This is a genomic window from Streptomyces brasiliensis, assembly GCF_014647875.1.
Lineage (GTDB): Bacteria > Actinomycetota > Actinomycetes > Streptomycetales > Streptomycetaceae > Streptomyces > Streptomyces brasiliensis.
Map to the genome: position 1 here is coordinate 1 of NZ_BMQA01000044.1, position 19,674 is coordinate 19,674.

General features: G+C 70.9%; 14 protein-coding genes and 2 pseudogenes. 13 read left to right on the forward strand and 3 right to left on the reverse strand.

All coding sequences use genetic code 11. The features are described from left to right. Positions 1-137, forward strand: a pseudogene (locus IEZ19_RS37245) (ketol-acid reductoisomerase); the annotation flags it as partial. Between the two features lie 30 nt (positions 138-167). Here IEZ19_RS37245 and IEZ19_RS37250 read toward each other — a convergent pair. Beyond that, on the reverse strand, positions 168-410 hold the full coding sequence (locus tag IEZ19_RS37250; protein WP_229841275.1) for a hypothetical protein: 243 nt from the start codon (positions 408-410) through the stop codon (positions 168-170). Between the two features lie 369 nt (positions 411-779). On the opposite strand from IEZ19_RS37250, the gene IEZ19_RS37255 reads away from it, so the two are divergent. Continuing rightward, on the forward strand, positions 780-1,373 hold the full coding sequence (locus tag IEZ19_RS37255) for a TetR/AcrR family transcriptional regulator (RefSeq protein ID WP_189315823.1): 594 nt from the start codon (positions 780-782) through the stop codon (positions 1,371-1,373). Between the two features lie 183 nt (positions 1,374-1,556). On the opposite strand, the gene IEZ19_RS51495 is transcribed toward IEZ19_RS37255, so the two are convergent. After that, entirely contained in the window at positions 1,557-1,799 is a 243-nt protein-coding gene (locus IEZ19_RS51495; RefSeq protein ID WP_373297118.1) for a nitroreductase family protein, read from the reverse strand. 768 nt (positions 1,800-2,567) lie between these two features. On the opposite strand from IEZ19_RS51495, the gene IEZ19_RS37265 reads away from it, so the two are divergent. The 9 genes and pseudogenes from IEZ19_RS37265 to IEZ19_RS37305 all read left to right on the forward strand — a co-directional run bounded on the left by IEZ19_RS37265 (position 2,568) and on the right by IEZ19_RS37305 (position 15,733). Next, positions 2,568-4,037, forward strand: a complete 1,470-nt coding sequence (locus IEZ19_RS37265) for an MFS transporter (RefSeq protein WP_189315824.1) — start codon at positions 2,568-2,570, stop codon at positions 4,035-4,037. Positions 4,038-4,130: 93 nt separating this feature from the next. Beyond that, positions 4,131-5,141: an LLM class flavin-dependent oxidoreductase gene (locus IEZ19_RS37270; protein ID WP_189315825.1), complete on the forward strand. Its 1,011-nt coding sequence runs from the start codon at positions 4,131-4,133 to the stop codon at positions 5,139-5,141. A 142-nt stretch (positions 5,142-5,283) separates the two neighbouring features. Continuing rightward, on the forward strand, positions 5,284-6,471 hold the full coding sequence (locus IEZ19_RS37275; RefSeq protein WP_189315826.1) for a tyrosine-type recombinase/integrase: 1,188 nt from the start codon (positions 5,284-5,286) through the stop codon (positions 6,469-6,471). A gap of 835 nt (positions 6,472-7,306) precedes the next feature. After that, positions 7,307-8,611, forward strand: coding sequence for a tyrosine-type recombinase/integrase (locus tag IEZ19_RS51500; RefSeq protein WP_229841279.1), 1,305 nt, complete (start codon positions 7,307-7,309; stop codon positions 8,609-8,611). Then, entirely contained in the window at positions 8,608-9,039 is a 432-nt protein-coding gene (locus IEZ19_RS37285) for a DUF6262 family protein (RefSeq protein ID WP_189315827.1), read from the forward strand. The genes IEZ19_RS51500 and IEZ19_RS37285 overlap by 4 nt, the downstream gene beginning before the upstream one ends. A gap of 107 nt (positions 9,040-9,146) precedes the next feature. Beyond that, a pseudogene (locus IEZ19_RS37290) lies at positions 9,147-9,872 on the forward strand (alkaline phosphatase D family protein); the annotation flags it as partial. 168 nt (positions 9,873-10,040) lie between these two features. Continuing rightward, complete coding sequence (locus IEZ19_RS37295; RefSeq protein WP_189315828.1) at positions 10,041-11,459, forward strand: SWIM zinc finger family protein; 1,419 nt, start codon at positions 10,041-10,043, stop codon at positions 11,457-11,459. Continuing rightward, positions 11,456-14,143 (forward strand): DUF7824 domain-containing protein, encoded by a 2,688-nt coding sequence (locus tag IEZ19_RS37300; protein WP_189315829.1) that lies wholly within the window; start codon positions 11,456-11,458, stop codon positions 14,141-14,143. The genes IEZ19_RS37295 and IEZ19_RS37300 overlap by 4 nt, the downstream gene beginning before the upstream one ends. Positions 14,144-14,293: 150 nt before the next feature. Further along, positions 14,294-15,733: a GNAT family N-acetyltransferase gene (locus tag IEZ19_RS37305; RefSeq protein ID WP_229841281.1), complete on the forward strand. Its 1,440-nt coding sequence runs from the start codon at positions 14,294-14,296 to the stop codon at positions 15,731-15,733. Between the two features lie 363 nt (positions 15,734-16,096). On the opposite strand, the gene IEZ19_RS37310 is transcribed toward IEZ19_RS37305, so the two are convergent. After that, positions 16,097-17,362: a trans-sulfuration enzyme family protein gene (locus tag IEZ19_RS37310; protein WP_189315831.1), complete on the reverse strand. Its 1,266-nt coding sequence runs from the start codon at positions 17,360-17,362 to the stop codon at positions 16,097-16,099. A gap of 60 nt (positions 17,363-17,422) precedes the next feature. Here IEZ19_RS37310 and IEZ19_RS37315 point away from each other — a divergent pair, with 60 nt between their 5' ends. Together IEZ19_RS37315 and IEZ19_RS37320 are read left to right on the forward strand one after the other, a co-directional pair. After that, positions 17,423-17,926 (forward strand): Lrp/AsnC family transcriptional regulator, encoded by a 504-nt coding sequence (locus IEZ19_RS37315; protein ID WP_189315832.1) that lies wholly within the window; start codon positions 17,423-17,425, stop codon positions 17,924-17,926. Between the two features lie 33 nt (positions 17,927-17,959). Then, complete coding sequence (locus tag IEZ19_RS37320) at positions 17,960-19,651, forward strand: DUF885 domain-containing protein (protein WP_189315833.1); 1,692 nt, start codon at positions 17,960-17,962, stop codon at positions 19,649-19,651. Positions 19,652-19,674: the final 23 nt, after the last annotated feature.

Genomic DNA, 19,674 nt, shown 5'->3' on the forward strand with positions numbered 1-19,674 from the left:
CCAGGAACTGGATGGACGAGTACCACGGCGGTCTGAAGAAGTACAACGAGTACAAGCAGCCGGACTCCGAGCACCTGCTGGAGACCACCGGCAAGCAGCTGCGCAAGCTGATGAGCTGGGTGAACGAAGAGGCGTAAGCCCCACCGCACGGACCCCGCGACGCCCCTTCAGTCGGTCAGACGGTCCACGAGAACGGTCGCGAGGCGCAACGCCGCGTGCAGTTCCGTCACCTCGGCCACGGTGGGTCGGACCACACCCGACCACTCACCGCCCAGGCCCGGCCACACCGCCGGCAGGACCTGGGCGCCCGCGAGGCCCAGGTGGGCCGCGACGTCCATGCGGTCCTGGCCCGCGGGTGTCCAGGACAGCAGGACGCGGCCCTGCGGGATGCGGGACGGTCTGACTCTCACCAGCACCGACGCCAAACTTCGCTGCGGCCCGGACCTGTTGAGCTCCCGCGCCGATCCCGAGCGCGACGGGACCGCCGGACAGGGTGGACAGCGCGCTGACTGTCCTCGCCGGCATCGGGGCTGGGCGACACGGCTGGTTGGTCACCGTGACCACGTCCAGCCCCGCGCGATCCGCCTCCTGCGCGTCAGAGATCAGCTGACCCGGATCACCGGCGCTGACATCCCCTGTTGAACCCGGTATCAAGCCCTATCCCGAAAACCGGCCTGCTCATGCGGCTCCTCCACATCAAGGTAAACGTGACCGTTTACAAATGGTCGTGACCCTAGCAGAGCCCTTGATCAAAGTAAACGTGACCGTATACTCGACCTATGAGTACAACGGCTACGGCGCCTCAGCGGCAGGGACGTGGAGGCCGGGAGCGCATCCTGGCCGCCGCCGCCCAGCTCTTCGCGGCCCAGGGGATCAACGCGACCGGCATGGAACAGGTCGCAGAGAAAGCACCGGTGTCGAAACGGACGCTCTACGCGCACTTCAGGACCAAGAACGACCTGGTCATCGCCCACCTGAAGGGCCTCGTGCTGTCGGGTGACACCCTGGAGAGCGTGCTGGCCCGCGAGGACATCCCCCCGCGGGAACGGATCCTCAAGGTGTTCGACCGACTCCCGGCGGACGTGGGCCCGGTGCGCGGATGCCCGTTCATCGATGCCGCCGCGGAATTCCCCGACCCGGAGAGCGCGGTCCATTCCTACGCGCGCGATCAGAAACTGCGGATGGTGCAGCTGATTGCCGCCGCGGCGACGGAGCTGGGCTGCCGCGAACCCCTCGCGCTCGCCGAACAACTGGCCACCCTCGCGGACGGGGCGGCCAGCCGCGCCATGGTGCTGGGTGAAGCGGACTACGGTCGGCACGCACGGGCAGCGGCAGAGATTCTGCTCGAACGAGCCCTGCCGGACACGAACTGACAGGGAAAGGCCATCGAACGCGGTGCAGGCGCCGAGGAGCATGGTCATGATCTGGGAGGCGATCCGTGTGGCGGGGTCCTGGTAGTCGGACACCGGCAGGGCGGCTCCGATGAGAACGGTCTGGCTCGTTCAACCACCGCCGTCTTCCTGCGGGCGCCCGCTGAGCCGCACCAAGCTGCCTCGTCACGCATGGAAGATCGTGGTTGACGCAAGCGCGGCTCGCTTGGTCGTCACCCGGTTCACCGGCGCGGCCTCGTCGGCATAGCCGAAGGAGATCCCGACGAGCAGCCTGCCCTCGGTGACGCCGAGTTCGGCGCGAACGGTGTCGGCGTAGAAGCTCAGTACTCCCTGCGGGCAGCTGTCCACGCCGTGCGCGGTCATCGCCAGGAGCAACGTCTGCATGTAGGCGCCGACATCGGCGGCCAGCCGCGCCCACCGTCCCCGTTGACGAACAGGAACGCCGCGTGCGGCGCGCCGTAGATACGCAGGCTCTCCGAGCTGTGGGCCGCGCGTGCGGTGCGATCGTCACGGCTGATGCCCATTGCTCCGTACAACTCGGCGCCGAATGCCGCTGCGCCGCACCAGCAGGTGTCCGTCATGGAACGGCTGGGCGGGTGCCGATACGGGGATGGTCGCGTCGATCGCCGCTTCGGTCGCGAGTCCGGCGTGACTCGTGCACCGGGCGCCGTCGAGGACCGTCACGCGGCTTGAAGTGTCGCCGGAGAGGATCGCGGGCTGCCACCCTCGCCACGGTGACCGGTTCGATCCGGGGCCGCCCGCTCATCGATGCCGCTGTCGAGTTCTCCGACCCAGGCAGCCCCGGAAGGCGGCGCGAGCAGGGTCCGGCTTCTTCGAAGTGGCTGAGGCAGTCCACCACAAGGTCGCCCTTGGTCGCGAAATGGGCACAGAGGGGCCGCTTGGCCATGGGTACCGCTGCCGCGACCTGCTCCTTGCCGATGGGGTCGATCCCCTGCGTCCCGAACGGCCTCATCGCCGCCGTGGGCATGCGCTCGTACGCTGCCCCGCCCTGGCGGCGACCTGCGACCCCTGACTCACCCATGTAGTAAACGTGCACGTTTACTTTGACGTCCGCAGCATGCTACGGTCCCGCTGTAAACGCATCCGTGTACTTAATCGATATGTCGAGGGCACGGCTGCCAAGCCCCCACCACAGACCGCATGAACGGAGAAGTCATGCCTGACGGCCTTCCGCCCGACCAGACCCTCGTAGAGCCGCCCCCGGGAAGGGACACCGCCACTGCCGCCGCCTCCAGTGAATCGGGGGCGAGCGTCAGGCGGCCGGGTCTCGTCCTGGCGCTGCTGGCGACGGCGACCTTTCTGGCCTCGCTCGACCTGCTGATCGTCAACGTCGCCCTCGACCCGATCGGGCGCGGGATCGGTACGCGCGACCTGTCCGATCTCAGCTGGATCCTGAGCGGATACGCCATCGTCATCGCCGCGTTGCTGGTCCCCGCGGGGCGGCTGGCCGACCGCTACGGACGCAAGGGCGCCTTCATCGTGGGCCTCGGCTTGTTCGCCGCGGCCAGCCTCGGCGCGGCGCTGTCCGGTCAGCTGTGGCTCCTCGTAGTGTTCCGTGTCATCCAGGCGGCCGGTGCGGCGATACTCACCCCCGCCAGCCTTGGCCTGGTTCTTGCGACGGCTCCGCCCGCGAAGCTGCACAAGTACGTCCAGATCTGGGCGGCCAGCGGGTCGCTCGCCGCCGCGGCCGGCCCCGCGGCCGGTGGTCTGCTGGCGAACGCGGCCTGGCAGTGGATCTTCCTCATCAACATCCCGCTCTGCCTGGCCGCCATCGCCATGGCGATCCCCCTGATCCCCAACGTCCGCCACGACCTGGCCAGCCGCATCCCCGACCTCCTCGGCGGGTTGCTGATCATCCTTGCCGTCGGAGCCCTCGCCGTCGGGCTGGTGAAGGCTCCGGACTGGGGCTGGGGCGCGGCGTCCACGCTCGTCAGCCTGATCCTGGCCGCGGTCTCGCTCATCGCGTTCGTCGTCCGCTCGTCCCGCGCGCACGTGCCGATCGTGGAACTCGGCATCTTCCGGAACGTGGTGTTCTCCTCGGCGAACGTGGCGGTCGTACTGTTCTACGCCTCGTTCACACTCCAACTGCTGGGCATCATCCAGTGGCTGGAACAGCAGGGCGACTGGTCGGTGGTCAAGACAGGGTTCGCGGTGGCACCCGGACCCGGCATGGTGTTCGTCGCCTCCCTGCTGGCCGCGCGACTCGCCCACCGGCTGCCCGTCGGCCTCATCGCCGCGGTCGGCGCCCTCCTCTCGGGTGCCGGAATCGCCCTGATCACCCTCTCCACCGGCGGGCACGCCATCCACTACGCCTCCGGCATCCTCCCCGGCTGGCTCATCGGGGGCTTCGGAATGGGTCTGGCACTGCCCACCATGTTCTCCTCCGCGACCCGTGACCTCCCCCCGCACCAAGCGGCCACCGGCAGCGCCGTGGTCAACATGGGCAGCCAGATCGGCTCCGTCCTCGGCGTGAGCCTTCTCGTCATCTTCCTCGCTCTGCCCGACTCCGACCCGCACCACGGCTACGCCATCTCCTGGTGGACCTCCACCGCGCTCGCCCTCGCCAGCGCGATCGCCGCCCTCGGCCTCAACGCACGCCGGCACGCCCACACGGCCGGCGCCTGAGCGTCCCGGCGCCCTCACCATCCGCCCACCAGGAACGCGGCGAGGGCGCCGGCCCTCGGACAACCCACCAAAGACACACCACGGGACACCACGATGAAGACTCTCGGTTTCCTCTCCTTCGGCCACTACCAGCCCGTGCCGGGCTCACGCACCCCCACCGCTCGCGACGCGCTCACCCAGACCATCGAACTCGCGATCGCCGCGGAAGAGATCGGCATCGGCATGGCAGCCGTGCGCGTTCACCATTTCGCCCGCCAGGCATCCACGCCCTTCCCCCTGCTCGCCGCCATCGCCGCACGCACACACCGGATCGAGATCGGCACAGCAGTCATCGACATGCGCTACGAGAACCCCTACGCCATGGCCGAGCAAGCCGCCGCGGCAGACCTCATCAGCGGCGGACGACTGCAACTGGGACTCAGTCGCGGATCACAGGAGGTGGCGCTCCGCGGATACGAGGCGTTCGGGCACGTCCCCGCAGAGGGAATGAGCGACGCCGACATGGCACGCCACCACACCGCGGAATTCCGGCGCGCCATCGCCGGACACCCCATCGCATCGACCGACCCGGCCGCAGGCCCTGCCACCGGACTTCCAGTCGAACCCCACTCACCGGGCCTCACCGAACGTATCTGGTGGGGCTCCTCCACCCGGGCGAGCGCCGTCTGGACCGCCGAGCAGGGCATGAACCTCATGAGCAGCACACTGCTGTCCGAGGACACCGGAACGCCCTTCGACGAACTCCAGCGTGAGCAGATCGACACCTACCGCGAGACATGGCGCTCCGCGGGCCACAAACACACCCCGCGCGTGTCCGTCAGCCGCAGTGTCCTGCCGATCACCAGCGACGAGGACCGGCTCTACTTCGGGGGCGGACGCACTGCAGACAACCGCGACCAGGTCGGCATCCTCAACGGAGCGGTCTCCCGGTTCGGCCGCAGCTACACCGGCGAGCCGGACGTCATCGCGAAGGAACTCGCCGCCGATGTGGCCGTCGCCGCCGCGGACACCCTCCTGCTCACCATCCCGAACCAGCTCGGCGTCGACTACAACGCGCGACTTCTCCAGACGATCGCCGATCACGTCGCCCCACACCTGCGGTAAGTCAACTTGACCCGGCCCTAAAGTTATCCCAGGGAGCTCAACCGCTCTCTTCTATGTCTGCAACGAGCGTTACTTGTGTTGCTCACTCCTCGTTGAGTCAGTGCTATCAGCGGGTCTTCTTCAACGAGAGTGAACGAGCGCAGTGGCGTACAGCATCATGGTCAAACCGCCGGGTGGATCTCGGACCTGGAGCGTCGTCGACGACACGTTCCGGACGGTAGCCCCGGTCGAGGAGTGGCTGGAGGCCCACCGGGCTGAGTGGTCGCCGAACACCGTCCGCTCCTATGCCACCGCTCTGGCTCAGTGGTGGAGCTTCCTTGAACAGCGCGACGAGGCCGACCGTTGGCGAGAGGTGGGCGTCCCGGTTGTCACCGTGTTCCTGTCCTGGCTGCGCAACGGTCGCAAGGTCGAGCATGTCCTGGCCGCAGAGGATGACGCTCCGCAGTACACGACTTTGGAGTCACGGCTCGCCGCGCTGATCTCCTTCTACCGCTGGCAGGACGCGGTGCACGACGTCCCGGTCGCCAAACGGCTCTTGCGCGGCGCCCCACGTCGGGCTCCGGCCCGAAAGTTGCTCTCCCACCTGGACGCCGGCACGCCTCTGGGGCCGTCCTCGTTGGTGCGGGTGCGCAAAACCCGCCGCCGCGATCGGCCTCCGATCCTGCTGCCGCAGCAGATCCAGGCGATTCTCGACGGCTGCGCGGTCTTCGACAACACGCGGGGCGAATGGCGAGGAAACCTGCGAGACCGCTTCCTGTTCGCCCTGCTGGCCGAGAGTGGGATGCGGATCGGCGAGGCACTCGGCATGCGAATCTGCGATTTCGTCATGGGTCGAGGTGCGACGCCGCACGTTGAGATCGTGCCCCGCGAGGACAACGCCAACGATGCCCGGGTCAAGATGATGCGCGCCCGTCGCGTCTACGTCGGCACCGACCTGGAACGCCTCTACGCGGACTACCTGACCCAACTATCCATTCGTGCTGTCGAGTTGGGCATGTCGCTGACAGCCGACGATGCCTTGTTCGTCAACCTGCAGCGGCCCCCGTTCCTGGCCCCGCTGCAAGAGGGAACGGTCCGCGACAAGATCGACGCTCTTCAGCGCCGCTACATTGGCCCGGCCGACTGGACCGCCCACTGGTTCCGACACAGCCACGCCACCGCCCTACTCCTGGCTGGCACCCCGGACTGGGTGGTCTCCCGCCGCTTGGGGCACGCGCACGTGCAGACGACCCTGGACCTCTACGGCTGGGTCAGCGAGGACGAGGCTCTACGCGCGGCAGCGAACTGGAAGAAGCACACGGAAGGATGGCGAACCGACCGTGACCAGTGATCGCGTAGTTCCGCTCCACGCTGCCCCTGGTCACGGCAGCGCAACCAGTGCCCGCCTTCTGGCCGACCTTCCAGCCGAGTGGCGGGGAAAGATCATCGGTCCGGGGATCGACGGATGGGAGACGATCACTGACTCCGGTCGGAGTCATGCTCTCAAGCTGGATGGCCTCCCACCCAACCTTCGAGCCGAAATTGCCTGGATGGCGCACTGGCAGCTCCGCGACGGTGTGCAAGTCGCGGTCAGCGCATTCGGCCAACTCGCAGCTGCCCTGGCGTGGTCGGGCACCGCTCGGCATCCGCTGCCCGCCTCGTTGGCTGGAACACCGAGAGAGGATCTCTTGAAGCTCTACACCACGTGGTTCCACGCGGTGCACAACCGGTTTCCGTCTCCTACCGGCGGCCGTCGTCGGCTCGAGCACGTCCTGAGGTATCCCCGCCTCGCCCTGGAGGCCCGTCTTCACGACGGGGCGTGGTGGGAGTTGGACACCTGGCACCCGCGCTGCGATCCGCGCATCCCTCTACGAGATCGCGAACCTACGGCATCAGAGGGCTGTTCGCCAGGGACGGCACGCCTCCCCTGGGCGAGGAGCGCGATCAAGTGGTATCTCGGCCTCCAACTTCAATCCGGGGCGCTGGCCTGGTCGACAATTGCGGGAAGACGCGTCCCATCGCTCCTGCGCTTCGACCGCTGGCTCGACACCCTTGAGGAGCCAGCCGTCGCAATCCGTGATCTGTCCCGGGCTGGGAGGTTGGCAGCGTCCTACCGGCAGTGGGCGTCAGAGCCGGCCAATCGCCCCAGCGACGGCCGTCCCGCAAGATCCGCGTCGGCACGCAAGGTGAACGACGATCTGCGTGCGGTCGCGGAACTGATGGCCTTCGTGCTCGACAACCGTCAGGAAGCGGCGCGGGTCATGGGGCCGACCCCCTGGGATGGCTTGGCCGACGCGCACCCCGCGGTCTGGCTGCGGCAAGTCAGCAGAGTACGCAACCAGCCCCCTTTGGTTGGCACGGAGCACTACGTCGACGATCACGCGCTCGCCCAGATCAGCACCTGCCTGCCGATGCTCGGAGAACCCCGCACACAAACCGTGACCGTCCAGTCCGGCGCAGGGCCGCGGGTCCTTGTCGGCCGGGGAGACCCACAGGCGATGCGAATGCTCCTCCTGCAAGTCCTGACCGGACGCCGTGCGAGCGAGATCCGCCTTTGCGTGTTCGACTGTCTCTCCCCTGCCACCGATCGAGCCATCGAAGCCGCCGAAGGCGAAGAGGTCGCCCGTTTCCACTACGCCCAGAGCAAGATCGACAGCGCGCCGGACACCATCCTGGTCGACGCCGAGGTTGTTGCCGTCATCGAGGAACAGCAACAGTGGGTGCGTGAGAACTTCCCAGTCCAGGGGGCGCGCTACCTCTTCCCGCAACAGATTGCGAATGCCCACGGCACGAAGCCGTACGGAAAGTCCACCTACGGCAGGGTCCTACGAGAGTTCAGCGAGCAGGCAAATGTCATGGACTCTGCAGGCAATCCCGTCCGGCTCAGCCATACCCACCGGTTCCGGCACACAAAACTGACGAGGCTTGCCGAGCTTGGATTGCCGGTACACGTGCTGCAGCGATACGCAGGCCACTCCAATCCGACCATGTCGATGCACTACGTCGCCCGCCGCGAGGAACATGCCGAGCAGGCGTTCCTGGCGACCCGCAAGTTCAAGGCCGACGGCACCCAGGTGACCTTCTCCCAGGAGGACCACGACGGGATGCACCTGTTCGACCGCGCCGACCGCTTCCTGCCCAACGGCTTCTGCCTCCTGCCGCCGCTGCAGCGCTGCGACAAAGGCAACGCCTGCCTGACCTGCAGCGTCTTCGTCACCGACGCCAGCCACCTCGACACCCTCAAACGGCAGCTGGCGGAGACAACCGCACTCATCGAGCGGACCACCGCGCAGTTCCAGAACCGCCACGGCCGCCCCATGCCCGGCGACAACGTCTGGCTCCTGCAACGCAGTGCTGAACGCGAAGCCCTCCTCAAACTCCTGGCCTCCATGCAGGCCAACCCAGGCCGTGCTATCCAGGGCGCAGGCGGCCCCGGCGGTCCGACCTCCGTGTCCATCGACCTCACGCGCCACCGGAAGACCCAGCCATGACCGACCAGCGCCAACGCCGCATCGACACTCTCAACCAGGCAGCCCGCCGAAAGTCCGAGGTCAAGACGAAGGCCGCCGAGGCCGCCGTCCGCGCCCTGTTGAAGCGCGGGGAGCCGGTCACCTTTCAAGCCGTCCAACGGGAGGCTGGCGTCTCCCACTCCTTTCTCTACACCCACCCCACCCTGCGCGAACGCATCGAACGCCTCCGCCGCCAGAAGCAGCCCGCGCCTCGCCCGGCACCAGACGCCAACGCCAGTGAGAGCAACCTCGTCCTCGTCCTCACCGCAGAGGTCGCGCGCCTCAAGAAGCAACTACGCGACGGAGAATTGGCACTACGGGAGGCCCTCGCTCAGGCACACGGCGAGAACCTCGAACTCCGCCGCGAACTCACTCGTCGGGGTCGAAACGGACCGAGCGAACAACCTTGATCACTTGCCTCGGCCGGATCTGTTGAATCGATCGCATCAACAAGATGAACTGCGCAGCGATAGAGAATTCAAGATCAAACCGGCGATAACTAAAGGGCCGGGTCAAGTTGACCGAGTACTTCCCGATCTCGACGCTGCGACCGGGCGCCAAGGAGGGCCGCGTCCGGCGCGTCATGCACCAGGGGCCGCTGCTCGACGTGTTCGTCCTGGACATGCGGACGTACCGCAACGCCAACTCCCCCGACGATCAGAAGGTGGACCCGCAGGGCATCCTCGGCGCCGAGCAGCTGGAACGGCTCAAGCGCGAGCTGTCCCGTTCGCGCGCGGTGTGGAAGGTGATCGCCGCCGACATGCCGCTCGGCCTGGTCGTGCCGGACACCACGGAGGGCCGGCCGAACATCGAGGCCGTGGCGCAGGGCGACCCGGGCGCGCCGCTGGGCCGTGAGCTGCAGATCGCCGAGCTGCTGCGGTTCATCAAGCACCGGCGGATCACCGGCACGGTGTGGCTGACGGCCGACGTGCACCACACCTCGGCCCAGCACTACCAGCCGTCGCGGGCCGCGTTCACCGACTTCGAGCCGTTCTGGGAGTTCGTCTCCGGCCCGCTCAACGCGGGTGCCTTCCCGGCCAGCGCGCTCGACGACACGTTCGGTCCGGAGCGGGTGTTCGTGAAGGCGCCGACGGCGTCGAACGTGTCGCCCGCCGAGGGTTACCAGTTCTTCGGCGAGGTCGACATCGACGGCGACAGCGGGGAGCTGACGGTGCGTCTTCGCGAGCAGGACGGCTCCGTGCTGTTCACGAAGACCCTGCAGCCGGGCCGGGTCGGCCAGTAGGCGCGGTAGGAGCGGGCGGGTCGTTCGTTCCCGTACCCTCTGAGGTGTGCCGCGCACCGGCGTCATCCCCCGGTGCGCGGCACGCTCGTCTTTCCGGGCAACTCCCGCTCTCACAGGGCGTATTCGCAGGTCAGGCCGATTGTCAGTGGTCGCCTCTACGGTTTTTCCATGACGCGATCTCTCCAGGCCGTGGCCTATCGGCAACCCTCCGTGCTCCGGTCCGCGGCGGGCGGACACCAGCTCGGACTCGAGACCTCCCGGGGTTCGACGCCCACGGGTGTCGAGGACCATCCGCGGTTCTTCGCGGGCTTTCTGACGTCTCCTCGGATCGGCGCCGCCGGACTGCTCGCGGTGGCGGACGTGGCGGCGGCGCGGTATCACCAGCCGCAGCTGCGCGCCTCGCTCGACCCGGTGGTGACGGGCAACGGCGACCGGCTGCGCTTCGAGTCCTTCTCCGGCTGCGGCGGGGTGTACGCACGCCTGGACGTCCTCGGCCCCGGTCTCGACGGCGGCGAGGTGGGGCACGGCACGACGAACGTCGACGTCAACAACCCGCTGCGCGAGGCCCTTTCCCGGATCGGCGGCGATGATCCGCTCCATCTCCGGGTGGGGCCCGAGGAGTTGGCCGTCACCACGCTGGACGGGCCGGTGGTGGAGAAGAAGGTGCCCCTGCCCGACCGGTGGCTGCGCGGCTTCGCGGAGGCGCAGGTCACAGCGGCCGGGTTCGACCTGCGGGCCGAGCTGCCGGCGGACGAGGCGGTACGGTTCCTGCGTTCACTGCCCCGGTCCGGGCCGGGGCGGCGCCCGGCCGGCGGGCCGCGCTGGGTGGTGCCGGTCGGGCGGGGCCTGCGGCCGACGACGCGGGCGGTGCCGGGCGCGGTGTGCCTGCCGGGTCCCGAGCGGCTGGCCGCGCTCCAGCGGGTGCTGCAGTACGCGACGGCCCTGCGGGTGTACGGCCCCGCGGTCATCGGTGCCGCCGCACGGGGCGCTGCGACGGCGGCCGCCTGGGAGGTCGTCCTGCCCGGCATGCGGCTCACGCTGACGCTGTCGCCGGACGCCTCGCGCGGCTTCTCCGGCGAGGGTGGCGTGCTGGACGCACTCGCCACCGACGAGGCCGCGGCGGACGCCGAGCTGATCGCGGTCCTGCTCGCGTGGGAGCCCCGCGTCGACGTCGCGGAGCTCGCCGTCGGCTCCGGACTCACCCCGGAGCGGGTGCGCGCCGCACTCGTCCGGCTCGGTACGTCGGGGCGCGTGGGCTACGACACGGCGGAGGCTGCCTACTTCCACCGGGAGCTGCCGTACGACGCGGAGCGCGTCGAGCGCCACAATCCCCGGCTGCGCTCCGCCCGCGCCCTGGTGGCCGCGGGCGCCGTGGCCCTGGAGGGCCTGGTGGGGACGGTGACCGCCGAGGACGGTCATGTGCACCGGGTGCGCGACGACGCCGGCGTGCTGAGCTGCAGTTGTCAGTGGTGGGCGAAGTACCGGGGCGGGCGCGGACCGTGCAAGCACGCGCTGGCCGTGCGGATGGTGCGCCGCGGCTCGGCCGTGGCACCGGAACTTTCGGACGTCGACGGGGGCGGGCGATGAGTGCGCTGATCGAGGCGGTGCGGGCGGGGCGGACGGACGAGACGCTGCGCCTGCTGGAGGGGATGACCGACGCCGGACGGCGCGCGGCGCTGCCGGAGTTGAAGGCGCTGCGCAAGGAGATGCGCGGTGCGCCCTGGGGCAACTTCCGCACCGCGTACCCGGCACTGCACGCGGCCGGGGCGGCCTGCCACACGGGTGCCGCGGCCGCCGCGAACTGGCTCGCCGCGGCCGACCTGCGCTGGTGGCAGGCGTCCCCCGAGGTGCTGCTGCGGGCGCTGGCGGGCCGGGACAACGCGTGGCTGGCCGACGTGGCCCGCCGCCTGGCACAGCGGCCCGTGTCCGCGAACGTGTCGTACGAGCTGATGTCCGGGCTGGTGCGGCGGGCGGGGTGCGAGGTTCCGGTGACGGACGCCTATGTGACCGGCTGGGTGCGGCACATCGGCAGCCGGTGGCGGCACGGCTCCGTGCTCGAGCGGCTGCGCGCGGAACCGGATCTGGCCCCGCTCGTGACCGGCCTCTTCGAGCTCTCCGACCTCGGAGAGGTCCGCTGGACGCTGGGCGACGGCCCCTGGCACGACGCCCTGGCCGAACTCACCCGGGCGGGCTCGCTGGACCGCAAGGCCGTGCTCGACGCCTGTGTCGCCCGGCTGCTGCGTGGCGGCGGCCCCACCGACCACCGGGCGTTCCTCCCCCTGCTGGTGCGTCTCGAGCTCACACGCGCGGAGGAGCGTGAGCGCGTCGCCGACTGGACGGCCCTGGCGCGTGACGCGGCCTCCCCCGTGGCCGCGCACGCCCAGTCGGTGCTCGGGGCGCTCGCGTTGTCCGAGGAGCTGACGCCCCGGCAGCTCGCCGAGGCCTCCGAAGGGGTCCTGTTCCGCGGCGAGAAGAAGCTCGTGCGGGCCCAGCTCGTCCTGCTGGGCAAAGCGCTCTCCCGCGATCCTTCCGCGGCGCCGGATCTGCTGCCCGCCGTGGCCCGGGCGTTCGGGCACGAGGACACCCAGGTGCAGGAGCGGGCCCTCAAGCTGGTGGAACGTCATACGAAGAGGCTGACCTCCGAGGACGTCCGTACGGAACTCTCTTACTCGGCGGAGCAGTTGATCCCCCCGCTGCGCATCCGGGCGAAGCGCACCCTGGGTATCGAGGTGGCCGACCCGGTCCCCGCGGTGCACGAGGAGGTGCTCCCGCCCGTCCCGGAGCCGGTGCGGCTCGCCGCGGCGCCCGAGACGGTGGTCGAACTCGCCGAAGAGGTAGCGGCGTTGCTGGCGTCCGAGGGTGACGTGGCCACGTTCGAACGGGCGCTGGACGGTCTGGTCCGCCACGCCTACAGCGACGCGCACGGCCTGCTCGACGCGCTCGACCCGGTGATCAAGCGGCGCTGGTGGGACGCCTCGGAGCCGGGTCGGTGGCGGCACGCGGACACGTACTTCAGCCCCATGCACCACCACCTCCAGAGCGCGCACGACGCCCTCGACCTGCTCCTGGCGACGCTGCGCGGACGGGTCGGGACGTCGACACTGCACACGGTCGTGGGGCGCCACGCGTCGACCGGGCACGGCTGTGTGCACCGGGGCCTCGCGACCGCCTTCGACGCCCGGATCAGGGAGGTGGCATACCGGCTGCGGACGGACCCACTGCCGCTGCTCCTGTCGACGCCCACGACGGGCACGGGCCTGCTGGAGCCGGGCGAGCTGGTGGACCGGCTCGACACGTACCGGCGCCTGGGCGCCCGTGTCTCAGCGGCCGACTTCGCGCAGGCGCTGCTGCGAGTGCGGCGCGGCGACCGCACCGAAGCCGCGGCGGCGGCCGAGCGGGCGAACGCGCTCGGCACGCGCGAGGGTGAGCGCCTCGCCCACTGGCTGCGCTCCCAGGGGACCGTCCTGCCCCTGTCCCGCAGGCGCACCCGCGGGAGCCGGATCGTGGTCGAGTTCGGCGAACTGCTCGAGTTCCAGGAGGACTTCCCGGCCGACTTCCGGACGCTGGGCCGACCGGTGGGCGCCTTCGCCGAGAGCCGGTACTGCTCCCACTGGAGCCCGGAGATACGGCAGCACTGGCTCGCCGTGCTCCCGGAGCGGCGCGAGCTGGTGGCGGTGCGGATGGTGCACGATCTGGCGCATGCGGCCGAGTACGACACCCGGGGTGCGGCTGGTGCGCTGCCGCAGCTCGCCGAGTCCGGTGGCGAGGCGGGCGAGTGCGTGCACCTGTGCGTGGCGTACGGACTGGGCGCGCGGCATCCGGAGGACCGGCTCGCCGCCGTGGACGCGCTGCTGGTGCTCGCCGCGCGAGGGCAGCTCGACCCGGCACGACTCGGCGCCGACCTCGGCCAGCTGGTCCGGCGCGGAGTGGTCAAGCCGCTGCGGCTGGCCGAGTCGGCGCGGACGGCGGCGGCCACCGGAGCGAACGCGACGATCTGGGGGATGCTCCGGCACACCCTCCCCGTGCTGCTCGCCGACCTCGCGACCGCAGGTCCGGCGGGCGCCATCGGCCCGACCGGCCGCTCCGGACCGTCCATACCCGCCCGCGGGCTGGGAGATCTGCTGGCCGTCGCCGACGAGTGCGCCGAGCGGTCCGGGGCGCGTGGTGAGCTGCCGCATCTGTCCCATGCCGCCGACCGACGGGGCTCGTCCCGGCTGGTGACCCAGGCCCGGCGGCTGCGGGACGCACTCGCCGTACCGGTGGCCGCATGATCCGTTACACCCTCCCCACACCCCTTGCCTGGGGCGGAGCCGGTAGCAGAAAGAACAATAAAAGGTACAGAACCACGCTTTACCCATCAGTCACAGAGCGTTCGTGATCACGCAACACCCTTCCTTCACAGTGGCTGCATGACTCGAGACATGTCTGATGTGACGCGTGCGAGGCACGGGCGTCCCGTGCGCCACTGGCGGCGGGACGTCGTCGAGCTCGCCGCGCTCTTCACGGCCGTCGCGGCGGCCGACGCGGCGGCGAACCTGATCGGACACGGGCCCGACGGACCTGCGTTGCTGCTGATCTCGGCGGCGGCGTTGGTCGCGACGGCGGGATTCCACATCTGGTGGGCACGGCGCCACGGCCACGCGCCGCCGGCCGACGATACCGGCGCCCGGCCGCTGACCGTCCTGCGGCAGGCCGGGCCGTCCGACGAGCAGGCGGCGGGGCCCGAGTCCGTGGAAGCGGCGAGCGTGCTGTGGCGGATGCGGACGACGGTGAAGGACGAGCCGGGCTCGCTGGCCGCACTGTGCACGGCCCTCGCGGGCCGGCGGGTGGACATCCTGAACCTGCAGGCGCACCCGCTGGCCGAGGGCACGGTGGACGAGTTCCTGCTGCGCGCCCCGTCCGGCCTCGCGGCGGCGGAGATCACCCGGGCGGTGTCACTGGCCGGTGGGTCGAGCACGTGGATCGAGCGGGCCGACGCACACGATCTGGTGGACGCCCCGACCCGCGTCCTCGGTCTCGCCGCGCGCACCGCGCTGGACGCGGCGGAACTCCCGCTGGCACTACGGCAGTTGATGGGCCGGTGCACGATCCGATCGCTGCCCGCCGCGCCGGCGGGCGGCGGCCGTGGGCCGGAGGCGGTCCCGGTCGAGGGCGCGCTCGAGGACACCGTGCTGCGACTGCGGGCCCCGGGAGGCGGAGTGATCACCGTGGAGCGGCCGTACCTGCCGTTCACCCCCACCGAGTTCGCCCGGGCGCGGGCCCTGGTGGAGCTGGACGCGCGGCTCGGTCCGCGCATCCCGCGCAGCCAGGACGTGCTGACGCTGCCCGAGGGCAACGCCATAGCGGTACGGCGGGCCGACACGAGCGACGTGGAGGCGGCCAAGGCGATGCACGACCGGTGCTCGGCGCGGACGCTCGGGATGCGCTACCACGGGCCGGTCGGTGACGCGGACCGCTATCTGAACCACCTGCTCAGCCCGCGCTTCGGGCGGACGCTGGCCGTGCAGACCGCGTCGGGGCGGATCGTCGCACTCGGCCATCTGCTGTGGGACGGCGACGAGACCGAGGTCGCGCTGATCGTCGAGGACGAGTGGCAGCGGCGCGGCATCGGCGCCGAGCTGCTGCGCCGGCTCGTGGCGATGGCCGTCGAGGCCCGCTGCGAGAGCGTGTACGCGGTGACGCGGGCGTCCAACACCGGCATGGTCGCCGCGATGCGCGGCCTCGGCCTCCCGCTCGACTACCAGATCGAGGAGGGCACCCTGGTCATCACGGCCCGCCTGGACGCCACCCCGGTGACAACACGACTGCCGTACGACAGCAGCGTGCAGGCACCGTGCGGCGGTTCGACGGGCCTGGACTGAACCGGCACCGCCTCGCGAGCGGCGCCCGCGTACCCCGGAGCCGCTCCTGCCCATGCCCGGCGGCACCCCGCGCGGCACCCACGCGCCCGACGCCACCGGTCCTTCGCCGGTGACGGGCCGGCGCGCGGCGCCGGCCCGTCCGCGGCAGCACCACCCCCGCGCATGCCCGCTGCCACCCGTCGCCGGCCAGGCGCGCCCGGCAGCACCGCCCGGGCGCGCCCAGCACCACCCACGCGACACCGCCCGAACTCCCGGGCCGACCGGCGCGCCGCCCGGCGACGGGACAGGCCGCACCCGGCGCGTGACACAGTGAACGGCCCAGCGCGCCCAGCGCCGGGCCGTTCGTCATGCGTGGCCCCCGGTTCAGCGCGCGGGCGCCGGTGATACGACGTGTCCATCGCCCGCTGTCAGCTCACGCTCGCCCGGCGCCGTCACCCCCGATACCCCGCCGAGCGCCGCGTCCAGGTCCCCCCACAGATCCTCGACGTCCTCCAGCCCCACCGACATCCGCAGCAGCCGGTCGCTCACCCCCGCACCCCGCCTGTCCGCCGCATCCACGATCCGGTGGCTGATGGACGCAGGGTGCTGGATCAGGGTGTCGACGCTGCCCAGGCTCACTGCCGGGGTGATCAGGCGGACCCGGGAGATGACCTCGTGCGGGTCGCCGTGGACCTCGAAGGCGACCATCGCGCCGCCGAGGCGCGGATAGCGGACGCGGGCCACGCGCGGGTCGGCGGCGAGCCGGCGGGCCAGTTCGGCGGCGTTCGCGGAGGCGGCACGTACTCGCACCGGCAGTGTGGACAGCCCCCTGAGCAGCAGATAGCCGGCGAGCGGATGCAGCACACCGCCGGTGGCGAACCGGATCTGCCGCAGCTGCCGCGCGAACTCCTCGTCACAGGCCACGACGCCCGCCAGCACGTCCCCGTGGCCGCCGAGGTACTTGGTGGCGCTGTGCAGCACGAGCCGGGCGCCCTGCTCGGCCGGACGCTGCAGCACCGGCGTCGCGAACGTGTTGTCGGCGAGCAGTGGCACGGAACCGCAGGCGTGGGCGACGGCCCGCAGGTCGAGTTCGGCGAGCGTCGGGTTGGCCGGGGACTCGACCAGCACCAGCCCGGTGTCGGGGCGCAGCGCGTCCGTGATGCCGGCCGGGTCGGTCCAGGTCACTTCCGTGCCGAGCAGGCCTGCGGTCAACAGGTGGTCGCTGCAGCCGTACAGGGGGCGTACGGCCACGACGTGGCGCAGCCCGGCGGCGGACCGGGCCAGCAGGACCGCGCTCAGTGCGGCCATGCCACTGGCGAACGCGACCGCCGCCCCGGTGCCCTCCAGCCGTGCAAGGGCCGTCTCGAACCTGGCCACGGTCGGGTTGCCCAGCCGGCCGTAGACCGGGGGCCCGTCCGGCGCGGCGCCGGTGGCGGCGAACGCGTCGATGCGCGCGGCCTCGCCCCGGCTGTCGTAGGAGGGGTAGGTGGTGGACAGGTCGATCGGCGGGGCGTGCAGACCCTGCCGGGCGAGGTCGTCACGGCCGGCGTGCACGGCCTCGGTGGCGAAGGCCCTCGCGGTGCCGGCCGTCCGGCCGTCGTGCGGGGAGGACGGGAAGGAGTCGTGTGCTCGCTTGCTCGCTGAGTCCATGAGCGGAAGGGTGAACACCGAACGGGTCATCGCGATCGAACACCGTGCTACGTTCGGCCCATGGCCGAATCTGTCGTACTGGATCCGGTGGACCTCCATCTGCTGCGCCTGTTGCAGAACGACGCCCGGACCACCTATCGGGACCTTGCCGCCCAGGTGGGCGTCGCGCCGTCCACCTGTCTGGACCGGGTGACCCGGCTGCGCCGCTCCGGCGTGATCCTCGGTCACCAACTGCGCCTCGACCCGGCCAAGCTCGGCCGCGGCCTCGAGGCACTGCTGTCGGTCCAGGTCAGGCCGCACCGCAGGGAGTTGGTCGGCCCGTTCGTCGAGCGGATCCGCGCGCTGCCCGAGTCACGGACGGTGTTCCACCTCACCGGCCCCGACGACTACCTCGTGCATGTGGCCGTGGCCGACATGGCGGACCTGCAGCGGCTGGTCCTCGACGAGTTCACGGCGCGGCGCGAAGTGGCGCGCGTGGAGACCCGGTTGATCTTCCAGCAGTGGGACTGCGGCCCCCTGCTGCCGCCGGCCGCGGGGACCGGCGAATCAGGGATTCCCAAGTGACGTGTGGCCGGTCCCCGTACGAGGATGGACCGCATGTCTGAGACAAAGAGCCCGCTGCCCCGCGAGGTCGCCGACGCCTATGTCGACGAGCTCATCGCCCTCGATCCGGTCCTCGGCACGTATCTCGGTGTGAAGGAGAGTTCGAGCGGACTGCCCGACTTCTCGCCCGCGGGCCAGGAGGCCACCGCGCGGCTGGCGCGGGCGACGCTCGCCCGGCTGGACGAGGCCGAGCGCCGGCCGGGGGCGGACAGCGACGTGGAGCGCCGCTGCGCCCGGCTGCTGCGCGAGCGGCTGACCGCCGAACTCGCCGTGCACGAGGCTGAGGAGGGCCTGCGCGCGGTCGGCAACATGCACACGCCCGCGCACGCGGTCCGTGACGTGTTCACCGTGACGCCGACGGGGACCGACGAGGACTGGGCGGCGATCGCCGAGCGGCTGCGCGCGGTCCCGGCCGCACTGGCGGGCTACCGCGAGTCCCTGGCGCTCGGCCTGGAGCGGAAGCTGTACGCCGGTCCGCGTCCCACGGCCACCTTCGTCGAACAGCTCACCGAGTGGTCGGACACCGACGGCAAGGGCCGCGGCTGGTTCGAGGACTTCGTCTCGGCCGCGCCCGAGGCGCTGCGCGCCGGCCTGGACGAGGCCGCCCGGGAGGCGACGGCGGCCGTCGTCGAGCTGCGGGACTGGATGCGGGACGTGTACGCCCCGGCCGTCGAAGGCGCCCCGAACCCGGTGGGCCGGGAGCGGTACGCGCGCTGGGCCCGCTACTTCAACGGCACCGACCTGGATCTGGACGAGGCGTACGCGTACGGCTGGTCGGAGTTCCACCGCATCCTCGGCGAGATGCGGCAGGAGGCCGAGAAGATCCTGCCGGGCGCCGGGACGCCGTGGGTGGCGCTCGCCCATCTCGACGAGCACGGCACGCACATCGAGGGCGTCGAGGAGGTCCGCGTCTGGCTGCAGGGCCTGATGGACCGGGCCATCGAGGAACTGGACGGCACACACTTCGAACTCGCCGAGCGCGTGCGGAAGGTGGAGGCGATGATCGCCCCACCCGGCGGTGCGGCTGCCCCCTACTACACGGCCCCGTCGGAGGATTTCTCCCGCCCCGGCCGCACCTGGCTGCCGACGATGGGCCAGACCCGGTTCCCGGTGTACGACCTGGTGTCGACCTGGTACCACGAGGGCGTCCCCGGTCACCATCTCCAGCTCGCGCAGTGGGCGCACGTCGCGCGGGACCTCTCGCGCTACCAGGCCACCATCGGCGGGGTCAGCGCCAACGCGGAGGGCTGGGCGCTGTACGCCGAGCGGCTGATGGACGAGCTGGGCTATCTGACGGACCCGGAGCAGCGGCTCGGTTACCTCGACGCGCAGATGATGCGGGCGGCCCGTGTGATCGTCGACATCGGCATGCATCTGGAACTGGAGATCCCGGCGGACTCGCCGTTCCACCCGGGTGAGCGCTGGACGCCGGACCTGGCGCAGGAGTTCTTCGCCGCGCACAGCAGCCGGCCGGCGGACTTCGTGGAGAGCGAGCTGACCCGGTACCTGACCATCCCGGGCCAGGCGATCGGCTACAAGCTCGGCGAGCGGGCCTGGCTGCTGGGCCGGGAGAAGGCGCGCGAGCGGCACGGCGACGCCTTCGACCTCAAGGCCTGGCACATGGCGGCCCTGTCCCAGGGGTCACTGGGCCTGGACGATCTGGTGGACGAGCTGTCCGTGCTCTGACGTGCGGCTGCCGCCCACGCCGT